Annotated in this window: 16 protein-coding genes and 1 tRNA gene; 6 read left to right on the forward strand and 11 right to left on the reverse strand. The window is 68.0% G+C overall.

What is annotated here, in order from left to right:
- Positions 1-9: 9 nt before the first annotated feature.
- The gene (dgoD, locus tag BST28156_RS25575) at positions 10-1,158 is read right to left on the reverse strand and encodes a galactonate dehydratase (RefSeq protein WP_174903674.1); all 1,149 of its coding nucleotides are present in this window, start codon (positions 1,156-1,158) and stop codon (positions 10-12) included.
- Positions 1,159-1,278: 120 nt separating this feature from the next.
- On the opposite strand from dgoD, the gene BST28156_RS25580 reads away from it, so the two are divergent.
- The gene (locus tag BST28156_RS25580) at positions 1,279-1,995 is read left to right on the forward strand and encodes a FadR/GntR family transcriptional regulator (protein WP_254596423.1); all 717 of its coding nucleotides are present in this window, start codon (positions 1,279-1,281) and stop codon (positions 1,993-1,995) included.
- Between the two features lie 58 nt (positions 1,996-2,053).
- On the opposite strand, the gene BST28156_RS25585 is transcribed toward BST28156_RS25580, so the two are convergent.
- Together BST28156_RS25585 and BST28156_RS25590 are read right to left on the reverse strand one after the other, a co-directional pair.
- A complete protein-coding gene (locus BST28156_RS25585; protein WP_174903675.1) occupies positions 2,054-2,299 on the reverse strand; it encodes a DUF1272 domain-containing protein in 246 nt (81 codons plus the stop codon).
- Positions 2,300-2,413: 114 nt separating this feature from the next.
- A complete protein-coding gene (locus tag BST28156_RS25590; RefSeq protein WP_174903676.1) occupies positions 2,414-3,799 on the reverse strand; it encodes an MFS transporter in 1,386 nt (461 codons plus the stop codon).
- Positions 3,800-4,106: 307 nt separating this feature from the next.
- Here BST28156_RS25590 and BST28156_RS25595 point away from each other — a divergent pair, with 307 nt between their 5' ends.
- Positions 4,107-4,454, forward strand: coding sequence for a GFA family protein (locus tag BST28156_RS25595; protein WP_060240777.1), 348 nt, complete (start codon positions 4,107-4,109; stop codon positions 4,452-4,454).
- A gap of 43 nt (positions 4,455-4,497) precedes the next feature.
- Here the strand turns inward: BST28156_RS25595 and BST28156_RS25600 are convergent, their stop codons facing one another.
- Positions 4,498-7,605, reverse strand: coding sequence for a transglycosylase domain-containing protein (locus BST28156_RS25600; protein WP_060240759.1), 3,108 nt, complete (start codon positions 7,603-7,605; stop codon positions 4,498-4,500).
- Positions 7,606-8,012: 407 nt separating this feature from the next.
- On the opposite strand from BST28156_RS25600, the gene BST28156_RS25605 reads away from it, so the two are divergent.
- Positions 8,013-8,405, forward strand: a complete 393-nt coding sequence (locus tag BST28156_RS25605) for an MAPEG family protein (RefSeq protein WP_060240760.1) — start codon at positions 8,013-8,015, stop codon at positions 8,403-8,405.
- 133 nt (positions 8,406-8,538) lie between these two features.
- Positions 8,539-8,823, forward strand: a complete 285-nt coding sequence (locus BST28156_RS25610; protein ID WP_174903677.1) for a PAAR domain-containing protein — start codon at positions 8,539-8,541, stop codon at positions 8,821-8,823.
- 43 nt (positions 8,824-8,866) lie between these two features.
- On the opposite strand, the gene BST28156_RS25615 is transcribed toward BST28156_RS25610, so the two are convergent.
- The gene (locus BST28156_RS25615) at positions 8,867-9,178 is read right to left on the reverse strand and encodes a cupin domain-containing protein (RefSeq protein WP_174903678.1); all 312 of its coding nucleotides are present in this window, start codon (positions 9,176-9,178) and stop codon (positions 8,867-8,869) included.
- 53 nt (positions 9,179-9,231) lie between these two features.
- Entirely contained in the window at positions 9,232-9,915 is a 684-nt protein-coding gene (locus BST28156_RS25620) for a DJ-1/PfpI family protein (protein WP_174903679.1), read from the reverse strand.
- 115 nt (positions 9,916-10,030) lie between these two features.
- On the opposite strand from BST28156_RS25620, the gene BST28156_RS25625 reads away from it, so the two are divergent.
- Together BST28156_RS25625 and BST28156_RS25630 are read left to right on the forward strand one after the other, a co-directional pair.
- A complete protein-coding gene (locus BST28156_RS25625; RefSeq protein WP_009689927.1) occupies positions 10,031-11,002 on the forward strand; it encodes a GlxA family transcriptional regulator in 972 nt (323 codons plus the stop codon).
- 234 nt (positions 11,003-11,236) lie between these two features.
- Positions 11,237-12,211 (forward strand): LysR family transcriptional regulator, encoded by a 975-nt coding sequence (locus BST28156_RS25630; protein WP_174903680.1) that lies wholly within the window; start codon positions 11,237-11,239, stop codon positions 12,209-12,211.
- A gap of 28 nt (positions 12,212-12,239) precedes the next feature.
- Here BST28156_RS25630 and BST28156_RS25635 read toward each other — a convergent pair whose 3' ends face one another.
- From BST28156_RS25635 to BST28156_RS25655, 5 genes are all read right to left on the reverse strand, one after another.
- Complete coding sequence (locus tag BST28156_RS25635) at positions 12,240-12,593, reverse strand: hypothetical protein (RefSeq protein WP_174903681.1); 354 nt, start codon at positions 12,591-12,593, stop codon at positions 12,240-12,242.
- Positions 12,594-12,597: 4 nt separating this feature from the next.
- Positions 12,598-12,753: a hypothetical protein gene (locus BST28156_RS25640; RefSeq protein ID WP_174903682.1), complete on the reverse strand. Its 156-nt coding sequence runs from the start codon at positions 12,751-12,753 to the stop codon at positions 12,598-12,600.
- A 335-nt stretch (positions 12,754-13,088) separates the two neighbouring features.
- Positions 13,089-13,165, reverse strand: a tRNA-Met gene (locus BST28156_RS25645).
- A gap of 133 nt (positions 13,166-13,298) precedes the next feature.
- Positions 13,299-14,957, reverse strand: a complete 1,659-nt coding sequence (locus BST28156_RS25650; protein ID WP_060247025.1) for an MFS transporter — start codon at positions 14,955-14,957, stop codon at positions 13,299-13,301.
- Positions 14,958-15,183: 226 nt separating this feature from the next.
- Positions 15,184-16,731 (reverse strand): sensor histidine kinase, encoded by a 1,548-nt coding sequence (locus tag BST28156_RS25655; protein WP_174903683.1) that lies wholly within the window; start codon positions 16,729-16,731, stop codon positions 15,184-15,186.
- Between the last annotated feature and the right edge of the window lie 51 nt (positions 16,732-16,782).

Genomic DNA, 16,782 nt, shown 5'->3' on the forward strand with positions numbered 1-16,782 from the left:
CGCCGCGCCTCACCACTCGGCGACGCTGCCGTCCGCGTGACGCCACACCGGATTGCGCCAGCGATGGCCGGTCTTCGCCATCTCGCGCACCTTCTCCTCGTTGACGTCGATGCCGAGCCCCGGGCCTTGCGGGATCGCGACGAAGCCGTCGTCGTAGCGAAACACTTCGGGGTTGCGCAGATAGTCGAGCAGGTCGTTGCCTTGGTTGTAGTGGATGCCGAGGCTCTGCTCCTGGATGAACGCGTTGTAGCTGACCGCGTCGAGCTGCAGGCACGCGGCCAGCGCGATCGGGCCGAGCGGGCAGTGCAGCGCGAGCGCGACGTCGTAGCTTTCCGCGAGCGTCGCGATCTTGCGGCACTCGGTGATGCCGCCCGCGTGCGAGGCGTCTGGCTGGATGATGTCGACGTAGCCGCCCGCGAGGATGTGCTTGAAGTCCCAGCGCGAGTAGAGCCGCTCGCCGAGCGCGATCGGCGTATTGGTCTGGTTGACGATGTCGCGCAGCGCCTCGGCGTTCTCCGACAGCACCGGCTCCTCGATGAACATCAGCTTGTACGGATCGAGCTCCTTCGCGAGCACCTTCGCCATCGGCTTGTGCACGCGGCCGTGGAAGTCGACGCCGATCCCGACGTGCGGGCCGACCGCGTCGCGCACGGCCGCGACGTTCGCGATCACCTGCTCGACCTTGTCGTAGGTATCGACGATCTGCAGTTCCTCGGAGCCGTTCATCTTCACGGCCTTGAAGCCGCGCTCGACGACCGCGCGCGTATTGTTCGCGACGTCGCTCGGCCGGTCGCCGCCGATCCACGAATACACCTTGATGCGCTCGCGCACCTGGCCGCCGAGCAGCGCGTGGACCGGCACGCCGTGATGCTTGCCCTTGATGTCCCACAGCGCCTGGTCGACGCCCGCGATCGCGCTCATCATGATCGGGCCGCCGCGGTAGAAGCCCGCGCGATACATCACCTGCCAGTGATCCTCGATCAGTCGCGGATCCTTGCCGACCAGGTAGTCGGCGAGTTCGTGCACGGCCGCCTCGACCGTATGCGCGCGGCCTTCGACGACCGGTTCGCCCCAGCCGACGATGCCCTCGTCGGTTTCGATCTTGAGGAACAGCCAGCGCGGCGGGACGACGAAAGTTTCGAGTCGGGTGATTTTCATGACGCAAGTCTCCGGAAGGGACCGGGCGGGCAGGCTCGCACGACGCCGGTCGCGTGCTTTTCGCGGTTATCCTAGCGTAGTGCGCTAAAAAATAGTATTAATAGCACTATTGTGCAGATAGTGGGCAGCCGGAACGCGCCCCGACGGAGAACGATCATTCAACGCGACCTGCATGGACAGACGGCCTTCCGGCTCGCGACGGCGATCCTGCGCGGCGACTACCCGCCCGAATCGCTGCTGCCGAGGGAACCCGACCTGATGGAGATGTTCGGCGTGAGCCGCACGGTGCTGCGCGAGGCGCTGCGCACGCTGACGTCGAAGGGGCTCGTCGAATCGCGGCCGAAGGTCGGCACGCGCGTGCGGCCGCGCCGCGCGTGGAACCTGCTCGATGCCGACCTGCTCGACTGGTATGCGCGCGTTGCGCCGCCGCTCGCGTTCGCGCTGAAGCTGCAGGAGATGCGCGAAATGATCGAGCCGCATGCGGCTGCATTGGCCGCGCGTGCGCATGCGTCGCACTGCATGGACGAGATCGACGACGCGCTGCGCGCGATGAGCGCCGCGCGGAATGTCGACGAATGGGTGCGGGCCGATCTGCGGTTTCATCTCGGCGTGCTCGAGGCCGGCGGCAACGAGCTGCTGGTGCCGCTCGGCGCGCTGATCGATCGAACGCTCGAGGCGCAGCTGCATCTGAATGCGCGGCGCGCGACGGTGTACAACGCGTCGCTGGCCGAGCATGTCGCGGTCGGCGATGCGATTCGCGCGCGCGACGAGGACGGCGCGCGCCGGACGATGGCGGCGCTGCTCGCGGTCACGCGCACGCGTATCGAGCAGTCGTGACGATGGGGGCGACCGGCAGCGGGCGACCGGCTACGGGCGACCGGCGTTCGCGCGATCGTTACGCGTTCGCGCAGCCGTTCGGTTTCAGCACGCGCTGTGTCGACGCCGGATATTTCGCGAGCAGGCCCGCCGGCCGCCTCGGGCGCGCGACCAGTTCGCCGCCGCAGTTCGGGCAGCGGCCTTTCAGGACTGCATCGGCGCAGGTCGCGCAAAACGTGCATTCGAATGTACAGATGCGCGCATCCGCCGAATCGGGCGGCAGGTCCTTGTCGCAGCATTCGCAGCCGGGGCGCAGTTCGAGCATCGTGGCTTCCTTGGTCGGGACGGTCGGGATCCGCGCCGCCGGGCGGCGCGGGTGCACGCTACTGTACGCGCGTGGAGCGGTCCGGCCAATGCCCGGCCAGCTTCGCGCCACGGTTCATGCCGCCCCGGCCTGTGCGCGGTGACGCGCGTACTCGGCCTTGTCGACCGGCTGCGCATCGGGGCGGCCCAGCTCGCTCATCGGGATGCGATAGGTTTCCCGGGCGCTGAGCGCGGCCAGCGCGGCGATCACCGTGATGCCGAACGCGATCGCGCCGACGGTCAGCCAGATATGGGCGGCACCGGGCGGCGCGACGGCCGTAAACAGTGCCGGCAGCATCGCGGTGACGGCGGTGCCGACGTTCTGCGCGATCGCCATCGCGGAGACGCGCGTGCGAGTGGGGAACAGCTCGGGGTAGAAGCTCGGGAATACCGCGTTGTAGCCCTGGTAGACCACGCCCCACATCAGCAGCGACATCGCGAAAGCCAGCGGCACGCTCCCGATGCTGATCGCATAGAGGTAGGCGAATGCGAGCAGTCCCGACAGCAGCGCGCCGATCACGATCGGCGGCTTGCGCCCGATCCGGTCGGACAAACTGCCGACGTAGGGAATCACCAGCACCGCGACGATGTTGCCCGCGACCGGAATCCACAGATAGACGTCCTTCGCGAACCCGACGCCGTAGGCCGGCTGCACCGCATAGGCCGCGCCGAAGATCGTCGCGACGACCGGAATCACGTTCATCAGCGCCATGCAGACCACGCGCAGCATGTCCGCCCAGTGGAACCTGAATGCCTCGACGACGGGCGAGCGCGCGCGCGTCTGCCGCGCTTCCTCGCCGGTGAAGGCGGGCGTCTCGGTCACGTTGCGGCGGATCATCCAGCCCGCGAAGATGACCACGACGCTCAGCAGGAACGGGATGCGCCAGCCCCAGCTGTCGAACTGCCCGGCCGGCATGTAATGCGCGAGCGGCAGGAACACGGCGGCCGCGAGCACCTGGCCTGCCTGCACGCCCTGCAGCGTGAAACTCGAAAAGAAGCCCCGTCGGCCGAACGGCGCGTGTTCGAGGATCATCGAGCTTGCGCCGGAGATTTCGCCGGCCACCGCGAAGCCCTGGATCAGCCGCAGGATCACGAGCAGGACCGGCGCGAGCAGGCCGATCTGGTCGTAGGTCGGCAGCAGGCCGACGCCTATGGTCGCGAAACCCATCAGGAACATGCACGACAGCAGCACCGTCTTGCGGCCGTGAGTATCGCCGAGATGGCCGAGCACGAACGCGCCGATCGGCCGCGCGACATAGCCGACGCCGTAGGTCGCGAGCGACGCGACGATCGCGGTGGTCGGGTCGCCTTTCGGAAAGAAGATCTGCGGGAAGATCAGCGCTGCCGCCGTCGCGTAGATGAAGAAGTCGTAGTACTCGAGCGCCGAGCCGATCCAGCCGCTCGCGGCGGCTTGCTTCGACTGGTGTCCGGGCTGGGGTTCGCGGGCCGCGGGTGCGGTCATGGCTGTCTCCGTTTCCTTGGGTTGCTCTGCACGAATCGACGAGTCGATCGCGTTTATTACAAATTGAAAGATTGCGGCGGCGAGGCGGGTACGACAAGGGGGGGCGGCGGGTGTGCGTACGATCATCGCGCGCAGGCGTTCGATGATCGTACGATTCGAGGGTTTGTCCGGGCGGGCGCGCTGCGCGGCTGCGCCGCGTCGCCGATGCCGCAACTGGCCGATTGACGATACGAGCGAGCCGTGCGCATCATGGCGCGCAACCTATAACGGCACCGCCGAAGCGTGCGGCGCCAACCGGGAGACGACCATGCTTTATCGCGGAAGCTGTCACTGCGGCGACGTGAAGTTCGAGGTGGAAGGCGACCTGCAGGGCGTGATGGCCTGCAACTGTTCGATCTGTCAGCGCAAGGGCGCGCTGATGTGGTTCGTGCCGCGCGACCGGATGACGCTGCTCACGCCGGACGAGCACCTCGCGACCTACATGTTCAACAAGCACGTGATCAAGCATCGCTTCTGCAAGCGCTGCGGGATTCATCCGTTCGGCGAGGGCGTCGATCCGAAGGGCACCGCGATGGCCGCGATCAATGTGCGATGCGTCGAGGATATCGATCTCGACGCGCTGCCCGTCACGCACTTCGACGGCCGCTCGCACTGAGCGGCGCGTCGCGCACGGTGCCGTCGGTGACGGTGCTACGCGTTCACGACGGTTGCGCCGCGCCGGTTTTCGGCGCGGGCAGCTCGGCCTGCGGCGCCGTGCCGGCCGCGCGCGCGCCGGCGTCGGCCGGGCGTTCGATCAGCGGCGCGAGCGCGGGCGCCATCGAGCGCAGCAACTGCACGGCCATCGCGCTCGTGAAGTCGTAGCGCGCCGCGTACGGCTCGTGCGCGGTCGCCGTCAGCACACCGAAGAACCGATCGCCGATCACGAACACGAAGGTGCCGCTGCGGTTGACCTTGCGCGATTCGATCAGCCGCGCGCCGCGCGCATACACGTTGAAGCGCTGGTCGCCCGTGCCGGTCTTGCCGTACACGTCGAAGGTCTTGCCGTCGGGCAGCGTAAAGCCGCCCGCGAGGCGCCGTGCGGTGCCGTTGAGCACGACGTCGCGCAGCAGCGTGTGCGCGACCTTGACGATCTCCGGCGACAGCGTCGGCTGCGGCTGCGCGGCCGCGCGCACGAAGCGCGTTTCATACGGCGTGCCCTGCGCGAAGTCGAGACGCGTGATCGTCTCGGTCGGCGCCTTCTGGCCGCCGTTCGCGATCAGCCCGATCAGCTTCGCGAGTGCGTCGGGCTGGTCGCCCGATGCGCCGATCGCGGCCGCATACGACGGCGTGACTTCCGCGAACGGATAGCCGAGCGCGCGCCACGCCTTCGTGATCGCCGCGTACGCGCGCAGCTCGACCATGCGGCGGATGCGCCGGTCCTGGGTCGCGTGGTAGCGCGTCTTGTACAGCCACGAGTACGTATAGAAGCGCGCGTCGCGGCTGTCGCGCTGCACGTCGTCGAGCGATGCGTTCGGGTGGGCGCGCAGATAGTTGAGCGTCCACAGCGCGAGCGGATGCACGCTCGCGATATAGCCGCGGTCGTTGAGATTGAAGCGGTCGATCGCGTACTTCGCGTAGAGCGCGGCGAGATCGTCGTCGGACAGCGTCGCGGCCGGCGTGCCCTTCAGTTGCGCGCGCATCTGTGCGTCGAACCAGGCGAGCGACTCGTTCGGCGCGACGCTGCGCAGCACGGTCGCGATCTTCGGCGGCGACTTGCGCACGTCCTGCAGCATTAGCGCGAGCGCGTCGTCGGGCGCCTTGCCCGCATAGCGCGTGTAGTAGCGCTTCACGTAGACCTTGCTTTCGCCGTCGACGAACTGCTGCAGGTAGTGCTGGCGCTGCTCGGGATCGTCGAGCCACGACGACGACGGGCCGGCCGCCTGGATCGTCTCGTAGTGGACGATGTCGCGCATCAGCCGCACGAACACGAGGTTGACCGAATGCTCGAACGCCGCGTGCAGCGTCATGATGCGGCCATTGTCCGACTTGTCGAAGTTCGAGAAGACCTGCGCGCCGCCGCCCGTGTAGAACACGTCGGGGCTCGCCGAATACTTGCGCTCGACGGCCGCGTCGAGCATCGCCTGCAGCGAGCGGTCGCGCGTATGCGACAGGTAGTCGAGCGCCCAGCGAGACAGCCCGTCGATCGGATCGGGCTTCACGCGCGCGAGTTCGGCATTCGACAGGTTTCCGTAGCGCGCATGCAGGTCGGAGACGATCTGCAGATAGGTGATCAGCGTGCGCAGCTTGGCGGTCGAGCCGAGGTTGATGCGGCCGCCGCGGTTGACGTCGAACGGCTGGTTCACGCTGTCGGTCTGCACGCGCAGCAGGTTCGCGCCGTTGCGACGTTCGTACAGCGTGAAGCTGTACGTCAGGTGCGACGGGTCGTCCTTCGGCGCGAGCATCTCGAAGCCGTACAGCCCGGCGGCCTGCGCGCCGTTGCGGGTCGACGCCTGCGCGAGCCGTTCGGCGACCGCCTGCTGCACGCCGTTGTCGAGCGTGCTGGTGGCCTGCAGGTCCATCTGGTCGAGCTGGTACAGATCGGTGATGCCGAGCGCGGCGAGCAGCGACGCGCGCGCCGAGGTTACGGCCTTGCGCGACACGAACGACTGCACGTGCGCGGCGGCCGGCGGCGCGCTGCGCTCGATGTGCGCGGCGAGCGCGGCGTCGCGCAGCGCGGGCGAGATCACGCCGCCGTTCGACAGCAGCCGCAGGTAGCTGTCGGTCAGCCGCTGCAGTGCCGGATAGCCGCGATTGAGGAAGTACGACGGCGCGCGCTGCGCGATGATCAGCGACAGCACCTGGCGGAACGTCTCGCCCTGTTCGTCGACGTTGTCGCCGGTCGTCGGTGCGGACAGAATCCGGTTCACGTCGTTGAAGTCGCGGCCGTACCAGGCGGCGAGGCCGTCGCCGATGCCGGTGATCTCGCCGACGTGCGGCCGCGCGGCGAGCGGCACCGAGTTCAGGTAGCGCACCACGATCATGCGGCGCGCGGGCATCGTCTGCGGGCCGTTCAGATACGCGAGGACCGACGCGGATGCGATCTGCCGCAGCTTCTCCGGCGGCGTCGCGGTGCGGCCGTCGGGCGAATGGCGGAACTTCTCGATCTGCGTCGCGAGCGTGCTGCCGCCCGGGCGCGCCTGGTGATGGTTGACCACGTGCAGCGCCTGATCCGCGAGCGCGCGGCTGAAGCGTCCCCAGTCGAGCGCCGGGTTGCGGTTCGGCTGGTTCGCGTCGAGCAGGTAGCGGTCCTCGATGAACAGCAGCGAGTCGATCACCACGCGCGGGATGGTGTCGAAGTCCGCATAGACGCGCTGCGGGAACACGGTCGCGAACAGCGGCGCACCGGTCGAATCGAACAGCATCAGGCCCGCCTGATCTTTCTCTTCGTAAGGCAGGAACAGGCCGCGATCGGCGAGCGACAGCATCCGGTCGGAATCGCGCGCCTGCTTGCTGACGACGAAGCCGCGCGCGAGCAGCCGCTGCTGGAACGCGGGGATCATCGAGTAACCGAGCCGCTGATCGTAAGGGCCGTTCGCCGGGAAGCGGATGTGGTCGCTTGCGCCGGCATCGACCGTGTAGCCGACGTCGCGCGTCAGCTCCGACAGGTAGTGCGCCTGTAGGCGCGAGGTTTCTATCTCGGTCTGCACGAGTCGCGCAATGATCGCGACCGCGATCACCAGCGCGGCAAGCAGGGACCACTTGATCCACGTCCAGACCGATGCAGGACCGGTCACGCGCGGCAGGATGCGATTCAGCGGCCGATTCATGGCGGCATCTCCCTGAGGGCGCGGGCTCCGGCCGCACCCCATTAAGGATTAGTGTAGTCCTCAACCGCGTACTGCCAAGGGCGGTCACTACGGAGATGCGTCGACGCAACGCGCGTGCCCGCGACGGGCGACGGCCGCTCAGGAGGCACGCACCGTCGTGGCGCATCGTGGCCGGCACGTTCGCGAGAAAGGCGACGGCGGGGCGCCAGAGCGGACGGGGCCGCGCGCGACGGGTATCGCGCGGATTCGCTGCCGCGCGACATCCGGGCAATTCGTGCCGGATCAAATCCGTGACTCGGTGGACGGCGTGCGCGCAGCGCTACGGGTTTCCGCAATAGCGGCGCGTGCGTGCTGCGGGTAGGATCGACAATCCCGCGGTGCATGCACCGTCATTCGGGTGACGTCCCATGGTCATTCATCCGCTTGCACTCGTTTGCACGGCGATCCTCGGGCTGCTGCTGTTCGGGCTGGGGCTGCTCGTGTCGGCCGCGCGCTTTCGTGCCGTCACCGGGTCCGGCTGTGCGGCCGATCCGGCGAACGGACTGCACAAGATCGTTCGCGCGCATGGCAACACGGCCGAATACGCGCCGTTTCTCGCGGTGCTGTTTCTCCATTTCGGTGCGCACGATCCGTCGCGCGTCATCCTGTCGCTGATCGTGGCGGCGACCGTGTGCCGCTGCCTGCTCGTGGTCGGCCTGCTGGCATGGCCGACGATGGCCGATCCGAATCCCGCTCGTTTCGTCGGCGCGCTCGGCACGTATCTGTGCGGCGCCGCGCTGTGCATCGCGCTGTTCGTCTGAACGACGACGCGTTCCGGCGTCGCGACCGGTCTGCTCTCCTCGCCGGACGCTCGCGACCGACGGGCGGATACCGATTGCGCGGGCGCGGCCGCCGGCTGCGTCGCGCGGCATTGCCGAGGGAACCACGGACATCATGAGCCGCAACTTCATTCTGAAAGGCGACACCACCGATCGCGGCGGCGTCGTGCTCGGCGGGATCGCCGGGTCGTCGTTCGACGGGCGCGAACTCGCATATCTCGGCGCGCCCGTGTTCTGCGCCGCGTGCGACACGCAGGGCGTGATCGTGTCGGACGGCGGCGAGCGCACGATGTCGGTGATGGGCAAGGTCGTTGCGCTCGAACACGACCTGTGCCAATGCCGGTGCACGCCGCAGCCGAAGCTCGTCGCGTCGCAGCGCACGGGAGCGATCTCGGCGTAAGCGCCGCCGTCGGCGACGCGCATGCACGCAGGGGCGTTTGCCGTCAGACGCTGCCCTCGGTCTCGATCACCAGAATGCGCGCTTCGCCAACCGGATGCGCGACGTGTTCGGTGCCCGCCGGCGCATGGAACACGTCGCCCGCACCGAGCATCGCCGTGCGTTCGATGCCCGCTTCGCGGTAATGCATCTCGACGCGACCGTCGAGCACCGCAAAGACTTCCTCGCCGTCGTTCACGTGCCATCGATACGGCTGGTCGGTCCAGTGCAGGCGGACCGTGATGCCGTTCAGGTTCGCGATGTCGAGTGCGCCCCACGGGCGGCTCGCGGTGAAGTCGGCGCTGCGGATGATGTTCATGTCTGCGTCGTTTCCGTGAACGGGGATGTTGCTTGCGGCGCGAGCGGATCGGTTCAATGCGACATCGCCGCGAGCGCCTGGTCGACGATCTGCCTGCGCTTCGCGAGACCGGCCGCCGAGCGCTCGGTCGCGCGCTGCACGATCGATACCGGCGCGGTGTCGGGCGAGCCGGCGTCGAACGGCGGCGCGGGCGCGTATTCGAGCTGCAGCTGGATCGCCTGCGCTTCGTCGTCGCCGGCCAGTTCCGCGGCGATCGTCAGCGCGAAATCGATGCCGGCCGTCACGCCGCCGCCGGTGATCAGGTTGCCGTCGCGCACGACGCGCGCATGGACCGGCACCGCGCCCAACGGTTCGAGCAGCGTGTGGTACGCCCAGTGCGTCGTCGCGCGGCGTCCGCGCAGCAGGCCCGCGACGCCGAGCAGCAGCGCGCCGGTGCAGACCGACGTCAGATAGCGCACGCTCGCCGCGCGCTGCTGCACGAACGCGATCGTCTGCGCATCGAGCAGTAGCGCGTTGATCCCGATGCCGCCCGGAATGCACAGCACGTCGAGCGGCGGACAGTCGGCGAACGTACAGGTCGGTGCGAGTGCGAGCCCGCTGCTCGACGCGACCGGCTCGCGCGATTTCCACACCAGATGAACGGCTGCGTCGGGCAGCGACGCGAGCACGTCGTGCGGGCCGGTGAGATCGAGCTGCTGGACGCCCGGAAACACGAGAAAGCCGATATGCACGGTCATGCGGATACTCCGATGAAGTGAAGGGTGCGCGCGCCGGCGCGGGATGGACAGATCGATTCTAGGCGCGTAGTGTTTGGCGAAATTGCCATATCGCCCACGTTTTCAGCCAATCGCCATGTCCGCCGCCCCTCGCTCGATCCTGGTCCTCGCGTTTCCCCGTGCGCAGCTGCTCGACGTGTCGGGGCCGCTGCAGGTGTTCGCGTCCGTCAACGAGCTTGCGCAGCAGCGCGGGCAGCCGGCGCCGTATGCGCCGCGCGTCGTGTCCGCGGATGCGGGGCCTGTCGAGACGTCGTCGGGGCTCGTGGTGATGGCGGACTCGCTGCGTGCGGGCGCGCGTCGCGCCGATACGGTGATCGTCGCCGGCGGCAAGGGCGTGCACGCCGCGTCGCAGGATGCGCGCGTGCTGCGCTGGGTCAGGCAGCAGGCCGGGCAGGCGCGCCGCATCGCGTCGGTCTGTACGGGCGCGTTCCTGCTGGCCGAGGCCGGCCTGCTCGACGGGCGGCGCGCGGTCACGCACTGGACGCGCTGCGACGAACTCGCGGCGCGCTACCCGAACGTGCGCGTCGAAGCCGATCCGATCTTCATCCGCGAAGGCGCGCTATGGACGTCGGCCGGCGTCACGGCCGGCATCGATCTCGCGCTCGCGCTCGTCGAGGAGGACCTCGGACGTGCGGTCGCGCTCGACGTCGCGCGCGAACTCGTCGTGTTCCTGAAGCGTCCGGGCGGGCAGGCGCAGTTCAGCGCGGCGCTGTCGATGCAGCGCACCGACGACCGGTTCGGCGAACTGCATGCATGGATAGCCGAGCACCTGGGCGCCGACCTGTCGGTGCCTGCGCTGGCCGAACGCGTGAGCATGAGCGAGCGCAGCTTCGTGCGCCACTACCGCGCGGAGACGGGCCGCACGCCCGCGCGCGCGGTCGAGCAGATCCGCGTCGAGGCGGCGCAGCGCCTGCTCGGCGAAACGACGTGGCCCGTCAAGCGCATCGCGACGCGCTGCGGGTTCGGCTCGGAGGAAACGCTGCGGCGCAGTTTCGTGCGCGTGCTGGGCGTGTCGCCGCAGGGATATCGCGAGCGGTTCGTGCGCTGAGCGTGTGCGGCGGCGATCGGTGTCATCGGCGCGTCGTCGTCTGGCGGCGAGCGATCGGGGCGGCGCGGTTGGCGTCCGGAACCGGAAGCGCACTGAATTGAACTGAACGAAAACCGATCGATTTCCACTGCGAAGTACTGAAACTGTTCAGGATCGTCGAACAATGGAAGGGGGCTTGTGCCGCGGCCGCCGCGCGCTCTATTCTGTTCCGTTGGCGATTCGAAGGGGAGCAGCATGGACCGAATCCAGGCAATGGAAGTTTTCACCCGCGTGGTCGACGCGAACAGCTTCACGCGCGCGGCCGACACGCTCGCGATGCCGCGCGCGTCGGTGACGACCATCATCCAGAATCTCGAGGCGCTGCTCGGCGTGCGCCTGATGAACCGGACGACGCGCCGGCTGTCGCTGACCGCGGAAGGCGCCGCGTACTACGAGCATTGCGTGAAGATCATTTCGGAGATCGCCGAAGTCGACTCGAGCCTGCAGACGGGCAACCGCAAGCCGAGCGGCCTGCTGCGCGTTCACATGCCGAGCTCGCTCGGCCGGCGGCTCGTGATCCCGTCTCTGACGCTGTTCCGGCAGCGCTACCCGGACATCACGCTCGATCTCGGCCTGTCCGACCGGCCGGTGGACCCGGTCGAGGAGGGCATCGACTGCATGATCCGGGTCGGGCCGCTCGAGGATTCGTCGATGGTCGCGCGGCGCATCGGGATGCTGCGGCGCGTGACCTGTGCGTCGCCCGATTATCTGGCGCGTCATGGCGAGCCGCGCGAGATTGCCGATCTGACCGATCATCATGCGGTGAATTTTCGCGCGAGCCACGGCGCGCGTGCCGTTCCATGGGTGTTCATGATCGACGGCAAGCCGGTCGAGGTGCGGATGAACGCGACGGTCACGGTCAACGATTCGGACGCCTACGTGACCTGCGGCCTCGAAGGATTCGGGATGATCCAGCCGACGCTGTTCATGGTGCTGCCGAACCTGCTCGACGGGTCGCTGGTCGAGGTGCTGCCGGACTGCAATCCGAAGCCCAAGCCGATCTCGATCGTCTATCCGCAGAACCGGCATCTGTCCGCGAAGGTGCGCGTGTTTGCCGACTGGCTCGCCGAAGCGTTCGAGTCGACGCCGGCGCTGGAGGGCGGTGAGAACTGGCGCGGCAAGCTGCGTGCGCCCGACAGCCCCGACAAGCGGCGTTCGGTGGCGGCGTAGCGACGGCGGTTGTGTTGGGTCAGCGGGATCAGAACGGCCGGATGCCGATGCGCGGATGCATGCACGCATAGACGAGGCTGAACGCGAGCAGCGCGAACAGCGACGCGACGACGATGCGGGCGATCGGGCGCGTGCGTTCGATCCGGATGAGGAGCGTGCCGCCGACGAGCATCAGTGCGACGCCGGGGTAGAAGTCGTTGGCGGCGTCGCCGAAGTCGCGATCGGCGAGGCTGTCCGCGAAGCTCATGTAGTCGTAGCCGAGCAGATGGCGCAGCTGCCCGAAGGTCGTCAGGTTTGCGACGGTGCGGGCGACGGGCAGCAGGCCGACGAGTGTGAGCAGCGTGGCGATGGCTGCGACGGCGATGGCGGCGCGTTGGTTCATGAAGTCAGGCCACCTTGTAGAACGCGTGGATCTGTGTGTTGACGAGCATGACCAGCATCACGACGGCCCACGCGAGCACGAATGCGAAACGTTTCGCGCTGCGTTGCGCGTGCAGCGCGAATCCGCAGGCGAGCATGTTGAGCGCGGCCAGCAGCAGCACGTAGAAGCGGCTCGCGTACAGGTCGGCTGCGGGATCGCGCGGTCGAAACGGTTGAGCCAGTGATACGTGATCGGCTCGAGCGCGAGGCCTGCGCCGATGACGGACGGTGCGAGCAGCCGGGAAACGGGCGGCGTGCCGGCGGCGTAGTAGCAGAGTGCGAGTACCGCCAGCGTGACGACGGCGATGCGCCATTTCGGATGCGAAGGGGTTGGGGTCATCGGCGAGAGTGGCCGGGTTCGCGGGGTGGGGGCATTGTGCCGGGAAAGCGGAAGGCAGTGCGGCGGGGAGAAAACGAAAAAGCCGCTGATCCTTGCGGAACAGCGGCTTTTTACATTTGGTGGCGAATCAGGGATTCGAACCCCGGACCTGCGGATTATGATTCCGTCGCTCTAACCGACTGAGCTAATTCGCCGAAGACTTGAATTATGCAGATTGCCGATCCGGCTGTCAACACCTTTCTTCATCTTTCTTGAAAAAGGTGCGTCGGCCGGAATCCCGGCAGGCACCGGCCCAACCCGGCGCCCGCCCCTCATCCGCCTCCAGCCTCAATCCTGCGCGTAGATATTCGAGTCCTTCGTCTCCTTGACGAACAGCAGCCCGATCACGAACGTGACAAGCGCGATCACGATCGGATACCACAGCCCCGAATAGATGTCGCCCTTCGCCGCGACGATTGCGAAGGCGGTCGCCGGCAGGAAGCCGCCGAACCAGCCGTTGCCGATGTGATACGGCAGCGACATCGACGTGTAGCGAATCCGCGTCGGGAACATTTCGACCAGCATCGCCGCAATCGGCCCGTAGACCATCGTCACGTAGATCACGAGGATCGTCAGGATCACGATCGTCATCGGCCAGTTGAGCTGCGCCGGGTCGGCCTTCGCCGGATAGCCGGCCGCTTTCAGCGTCGATGCGAGCGTCTTGTCGAACGCCGCGCCTGCAGCCTTCGCATCGGGCGTCTTGCCGTCGTATGCCGGGATCACCGTGTCGCCGACCTTGATCTCGGCAATTGCGCCGGCCGGTGCCGCGACGTTCTCGTAGTTCAGGCCGGCCTTCGCGAGCGCGCTCTTCGCGATGTCGCACGAGTTCGTGAACTTCGACGTGCCCACCGGGTTGAACTGGAACGAGCAGGTCGCCGGATCGGCGACGACCGTGATCGGCGCCTTCTGCGTCGCGATCTCGAGCTGCGGGTTCGCGTAGTGCGTGAGCGCCTTGAACAGCGGGAAGTAGGTCAGCGCGGCGATCAGGCAGCCTGCGAGGATGATCGGCTTGCGGCCGATCTTGTCCGACAGCGAACCGAAGAACAGGAAGAACGGCGTGCCGATCAGCAGCGCGATCGCGATCAGGATGTTCGCGCTGGCACCGTCGACCTTCAGCGTCTGCGTGAGGAAGAACAGCGCGTAGAACTGGCCCGTGTACCACACGACGGCCTGGCCGGCCGTCAGGCCGACGAGCGCGAGGATCACGATCTTCAGGTTCTTCCACTGGCCGAACGCTTCGGTCAGCGGCGCCTTCGACGTCTTGCCTTCCGACTTGATGCGCAGGAACACCGGCGATTCGTTCAGCTGCATCCGGATCCATACCGACACCGCGAGCAGCAGGATCGACGCGACGAACGGCACGCGCCAGCCCCAGGTGGCGAACGCTTCTTCGCCGATGAACGTGCGCACGCCGAGGATCACGAGCAGCGACAGGAACAGGCCGAGCGTCGCGGTCGTCTGGATCCACGCGGTGTAGAAGCCGCGGCGGTGCGCCGGCGCATGCTCGGCGACGTAGGTCGCCGCGCCGCCGTACTCGCCGCCGAGCGCGAGACCCTGCAACAGCCGCATCGCGATGAAGATCACCGGCGCGGCGATGCCGATCGACGCGTAGCCGGGCAGGAAGCCGACCACGAACGTCGAGATGCCCATGATCACGATCGTCACGAGGAACGTGTGCTTGCGGCCGACGAGGTCGCCGAGCCGTCCGAACACGAGCGCGCCGAACGGCCGCACCGCGAAGCCGGCCGCGAAGCCGAGCAGCGTGAAGATGAAGGCCGCGGTCGGATTGACGCCGGAGAAGAAGCTCTTGCTGATGTAGGCCGCGAGCGACCCGGCCAGGTAGAAGTCGTACCACTCGAACACCGTGCCGAGCGACGACGCGAAGATCACCTTCTTCTCTTCGCCCGTCATCGGCGAGTGCGCAATTTGCCCGCCTAACGTTGCCATGAATCGTCTCCAAGTCCCTTGATATAGATGTGCGGCCGCCTTGGGTGGGCGGGCCTGTCGACGATTATTGGCAGGGAAACTTACGGCGCACTGACTCGCGTGCATAAAACGACTGCGCGTTAACCCGCGCCCAATCTGCCGCTTTGCATCCCGATCATGTCGCGAACAGTCGGCAAATCGCCGATTTCGATGCGATCGCAGCGCGTTGCCGCGTCGCATGTCAGGGTTAATCCGGGGCCGTGTCCGACAGCGGCAGGTTGATGCGCACGAGCGTGCCGGCGGCGCGCGGCGCCGTCTGGTACACGTGATCGTCGAGCGTCAGCGTGCCGCCGTGCTGCGCGGCGATCTCGCGCACGATCGCGAGGCCGAGGCCGCTGCCGTCGCCCTCGCGGCCGAGGATCCGGTAGAAGCGCTCGACGACGCGCTCGCGCTCGGCGGCCGGGATCCCGGGCCCCGTATCCTCGACTTCGAGATGCGCGAGCCGCGCGGTGCGGTCCGCGTGCACGCGCACGGTGATGCGGCCGCCTTCGGGCGTGTAGCGGATCGCGTTGTCGATCAGGTTGCCGAGCATTTCGCGCAGCATCACCGGATTGCCGTCGACGTCGATCGGCGCGTCGTCGGGCGGGCCTTCGTAGCCGAGATCCATCCGCTTCGCGAGCGCGGCCTGCACCCAGTCGCGCACCGCGCGCCGCGCGAGCGACGCGATCTCGACGGGCTCGAACGTCAGCCCGCTCGCGCGGTTCTCGGCGCGCGCGAGCGCGAGCAGCTGCGTGACGAGCCGCGCGGCCTGCTCGGAACTGGTCGCGATCTGTTCGAGCGAGCGCTGCACGTCGGGCGGCACCGGGTGGCGCAGCGCGAACTCGGCCTGCGTGCGCAGGCCCGCGAGCGGCGTCTTCATCTGGTGCGCGGCGTCGGCGATGAAGCGCTTTTGCAGCGCCATGTTCTGTTCGAGACGCGCGAGCAGGTCGTTGAACGACGTGACGAGCGGCTCGATCTCGGGCGGCGCGCGCTGCGCCTCGACGGGCGACAGGTCGTCGGGCCGCCGCGCGCGGATGTGCGCCTGCAGCGCGTTGAGCGGCGCGAGCCCGCGCGACAGCCCGAACCATACGAGCAGGATCGCGAGCGGCAGGATCACGAATTGCGGCAGGATCACGCCCTTGATGATGTCGTTGGCGAGCGCGTTGCGCTTGTCGAGCGTCTCGCCGACCTGCACCAACACGAGCTGCGAGCCGCTCGTCTGCGGCAGCGACACGGTCGTATAGGCGACGCGCACGTCGTTGCCGCGCAGCAGGTCGTCGCGGAACACGACGACGCCCGGCGGCGGGCGGTCCTCGTCGCGCGGCAGCGGCATGTCGGCTTCGCCCGCGACCAGCTCGCCGCGCGTGCCGAGCACCTGGAAATAGACGCTGTCGATGTTGTCCGCGCGCAGGAAGTCGCGCGTCTGCTGCGGCAGCGTCAGCTCGGCGACGCCGTTGACCGGATGGATCTGCCGCGCCAGCACGTACGCATTGGTTTCGAGCGAGCGGTCGAACGGGCCGTTCGCGATCGTCTTCGCGACGAGGTAGGTGACGGCGATGCTCATCGGCCAGAGCAGCAGCAGCGGCGCGAGCATCCAGTCGAGGATCTCGCCGAACAGCGAGCGCGGGCGCGCGGCTTCGGGCGCGTCGGTTTCGTCGGGCGGCGCGAACGGGTTCGCGTAGCGCGCGTCGCGCGCGGCGTCGGCGGCCGACGACGGCTCGCCGGTCGGTTGGCGGGAATGGGCCGGCGTGGCCATCGCGGCAAGCGCCGGGCGTCAGCGCAGCGGCGTGCCGGCCGTCGCGGGCTG

The sequence above is a fragment of the Burkholderia pseudomultivorans genome (genome assembly GCF_902499075.1).
Taxonomy (GTDB): domain Bacteria; phylum Pseudomonadota; class Gammaproteobacteria; order Burkholderiales; family Burkholderiaceae; genus Burkholderia; species Burkholderia pseudomultivorans.

Bases quoted from the DNA above. Each gene is read 5' to 3' on its own strand.
- dgoD (WP_174903674.1), bottom strand. From the start codon at position 1,158: ATGAAAATCACCCGACTCGAAACTTTCGTCGTCCCGCCGCGCTGGCTG.
- BST28156_RS25585 (WP_174903675.1), bottom strand. From the start codon at position 2,299: ATGCTCGAACTGCGCCCCGGCTGCGAATGCTGCGACAAGGACCTGCCG.
- BST28156_RS25590 (WP_174903676.1), bottom strand. From the start codon at position 3,799: ATGACCGCACCCGCGGCCCGCGAACCCCAGCCCGGACACCAGTCGAAG.
- BST28156_RS25595 (WP_060240777.1), top strand. From the start codon at position 4,107: ATGCTTTATCGCGGAAGCTGTCACTGCGGCGACGTGAAGTTCGAGGTG.
- BST28156_RS25600 (WP_060240759.1), bottom strand. From the start codon at position 7,605: ATGAATCGGCCGCTGAATCGCATCCTGCCGCGCGTGACCGGTCCTGCA.
- BST28156_RS25605 (WP_060240760.1), top strand. From the start codon at position 8,013: ATGGTCATTCATCCGCTTGCACTCGTTTGCACGGCGATCCTCGGGCTG.
- BST28156_RS25610 (WP_174903677.1), top strand. From the start codon at position 8,539: ATGAGCCGCAACTTCATTCTGAAAGGCGACACCACCGATCGCGGCGGC.
- BST28156_RS25615 (WP_174903678.1), bottom strand. From the start codon at position 9,178: ATGAACATCATCCGCAGCGCCGACTTCACCGCGAGCCGCCCGTGGGGC.
- BST28156_RS25620 (WP_174903679.1), bottom strand. From the start codon at position 9,915: ATGACCGTGCATATCGGCTTTCTCGTGTTTCCGGGCGTCCAGCAGCTC.
- BST28156_RS25625 (WP_009689927.1), top strand. From the start codon at position 10,031: ATGTCCGCCGCCCCTCGCTCGATCCTGGTCCTCGCGTTTCCCCGTGCG.
- BST28156_RS25630 (WP_174903680.1), top strand. From the start codon at position 11,237: ATGGACCGAATCCAGGCAATGGAAGTTTTCACCCGCGTGGTCGACGCG.
- BST28156_RS25635 (WP_174903681.1), bottom strand. From the start codon at position 12,593: ATGAACCAACGCGCCGCCATCGCCGTCGCAGCCATCGCCACGCTGCTC.
- BST28156_RS25650 (WP_060247025.1), bottom strand. From the start codon at position 14,957: ATGGCAACGTTAGGCGGGCAAATTGCGCACTCGCCGATGACGGGCGAA.
- BST28156_RS25655 (WP_174903683.1), bottom strand. From the start codon at position 16,731: ATGGCCACGCCGGCCCATTCCCGCCAACCGACCGGCGAGCCGTCGTCG.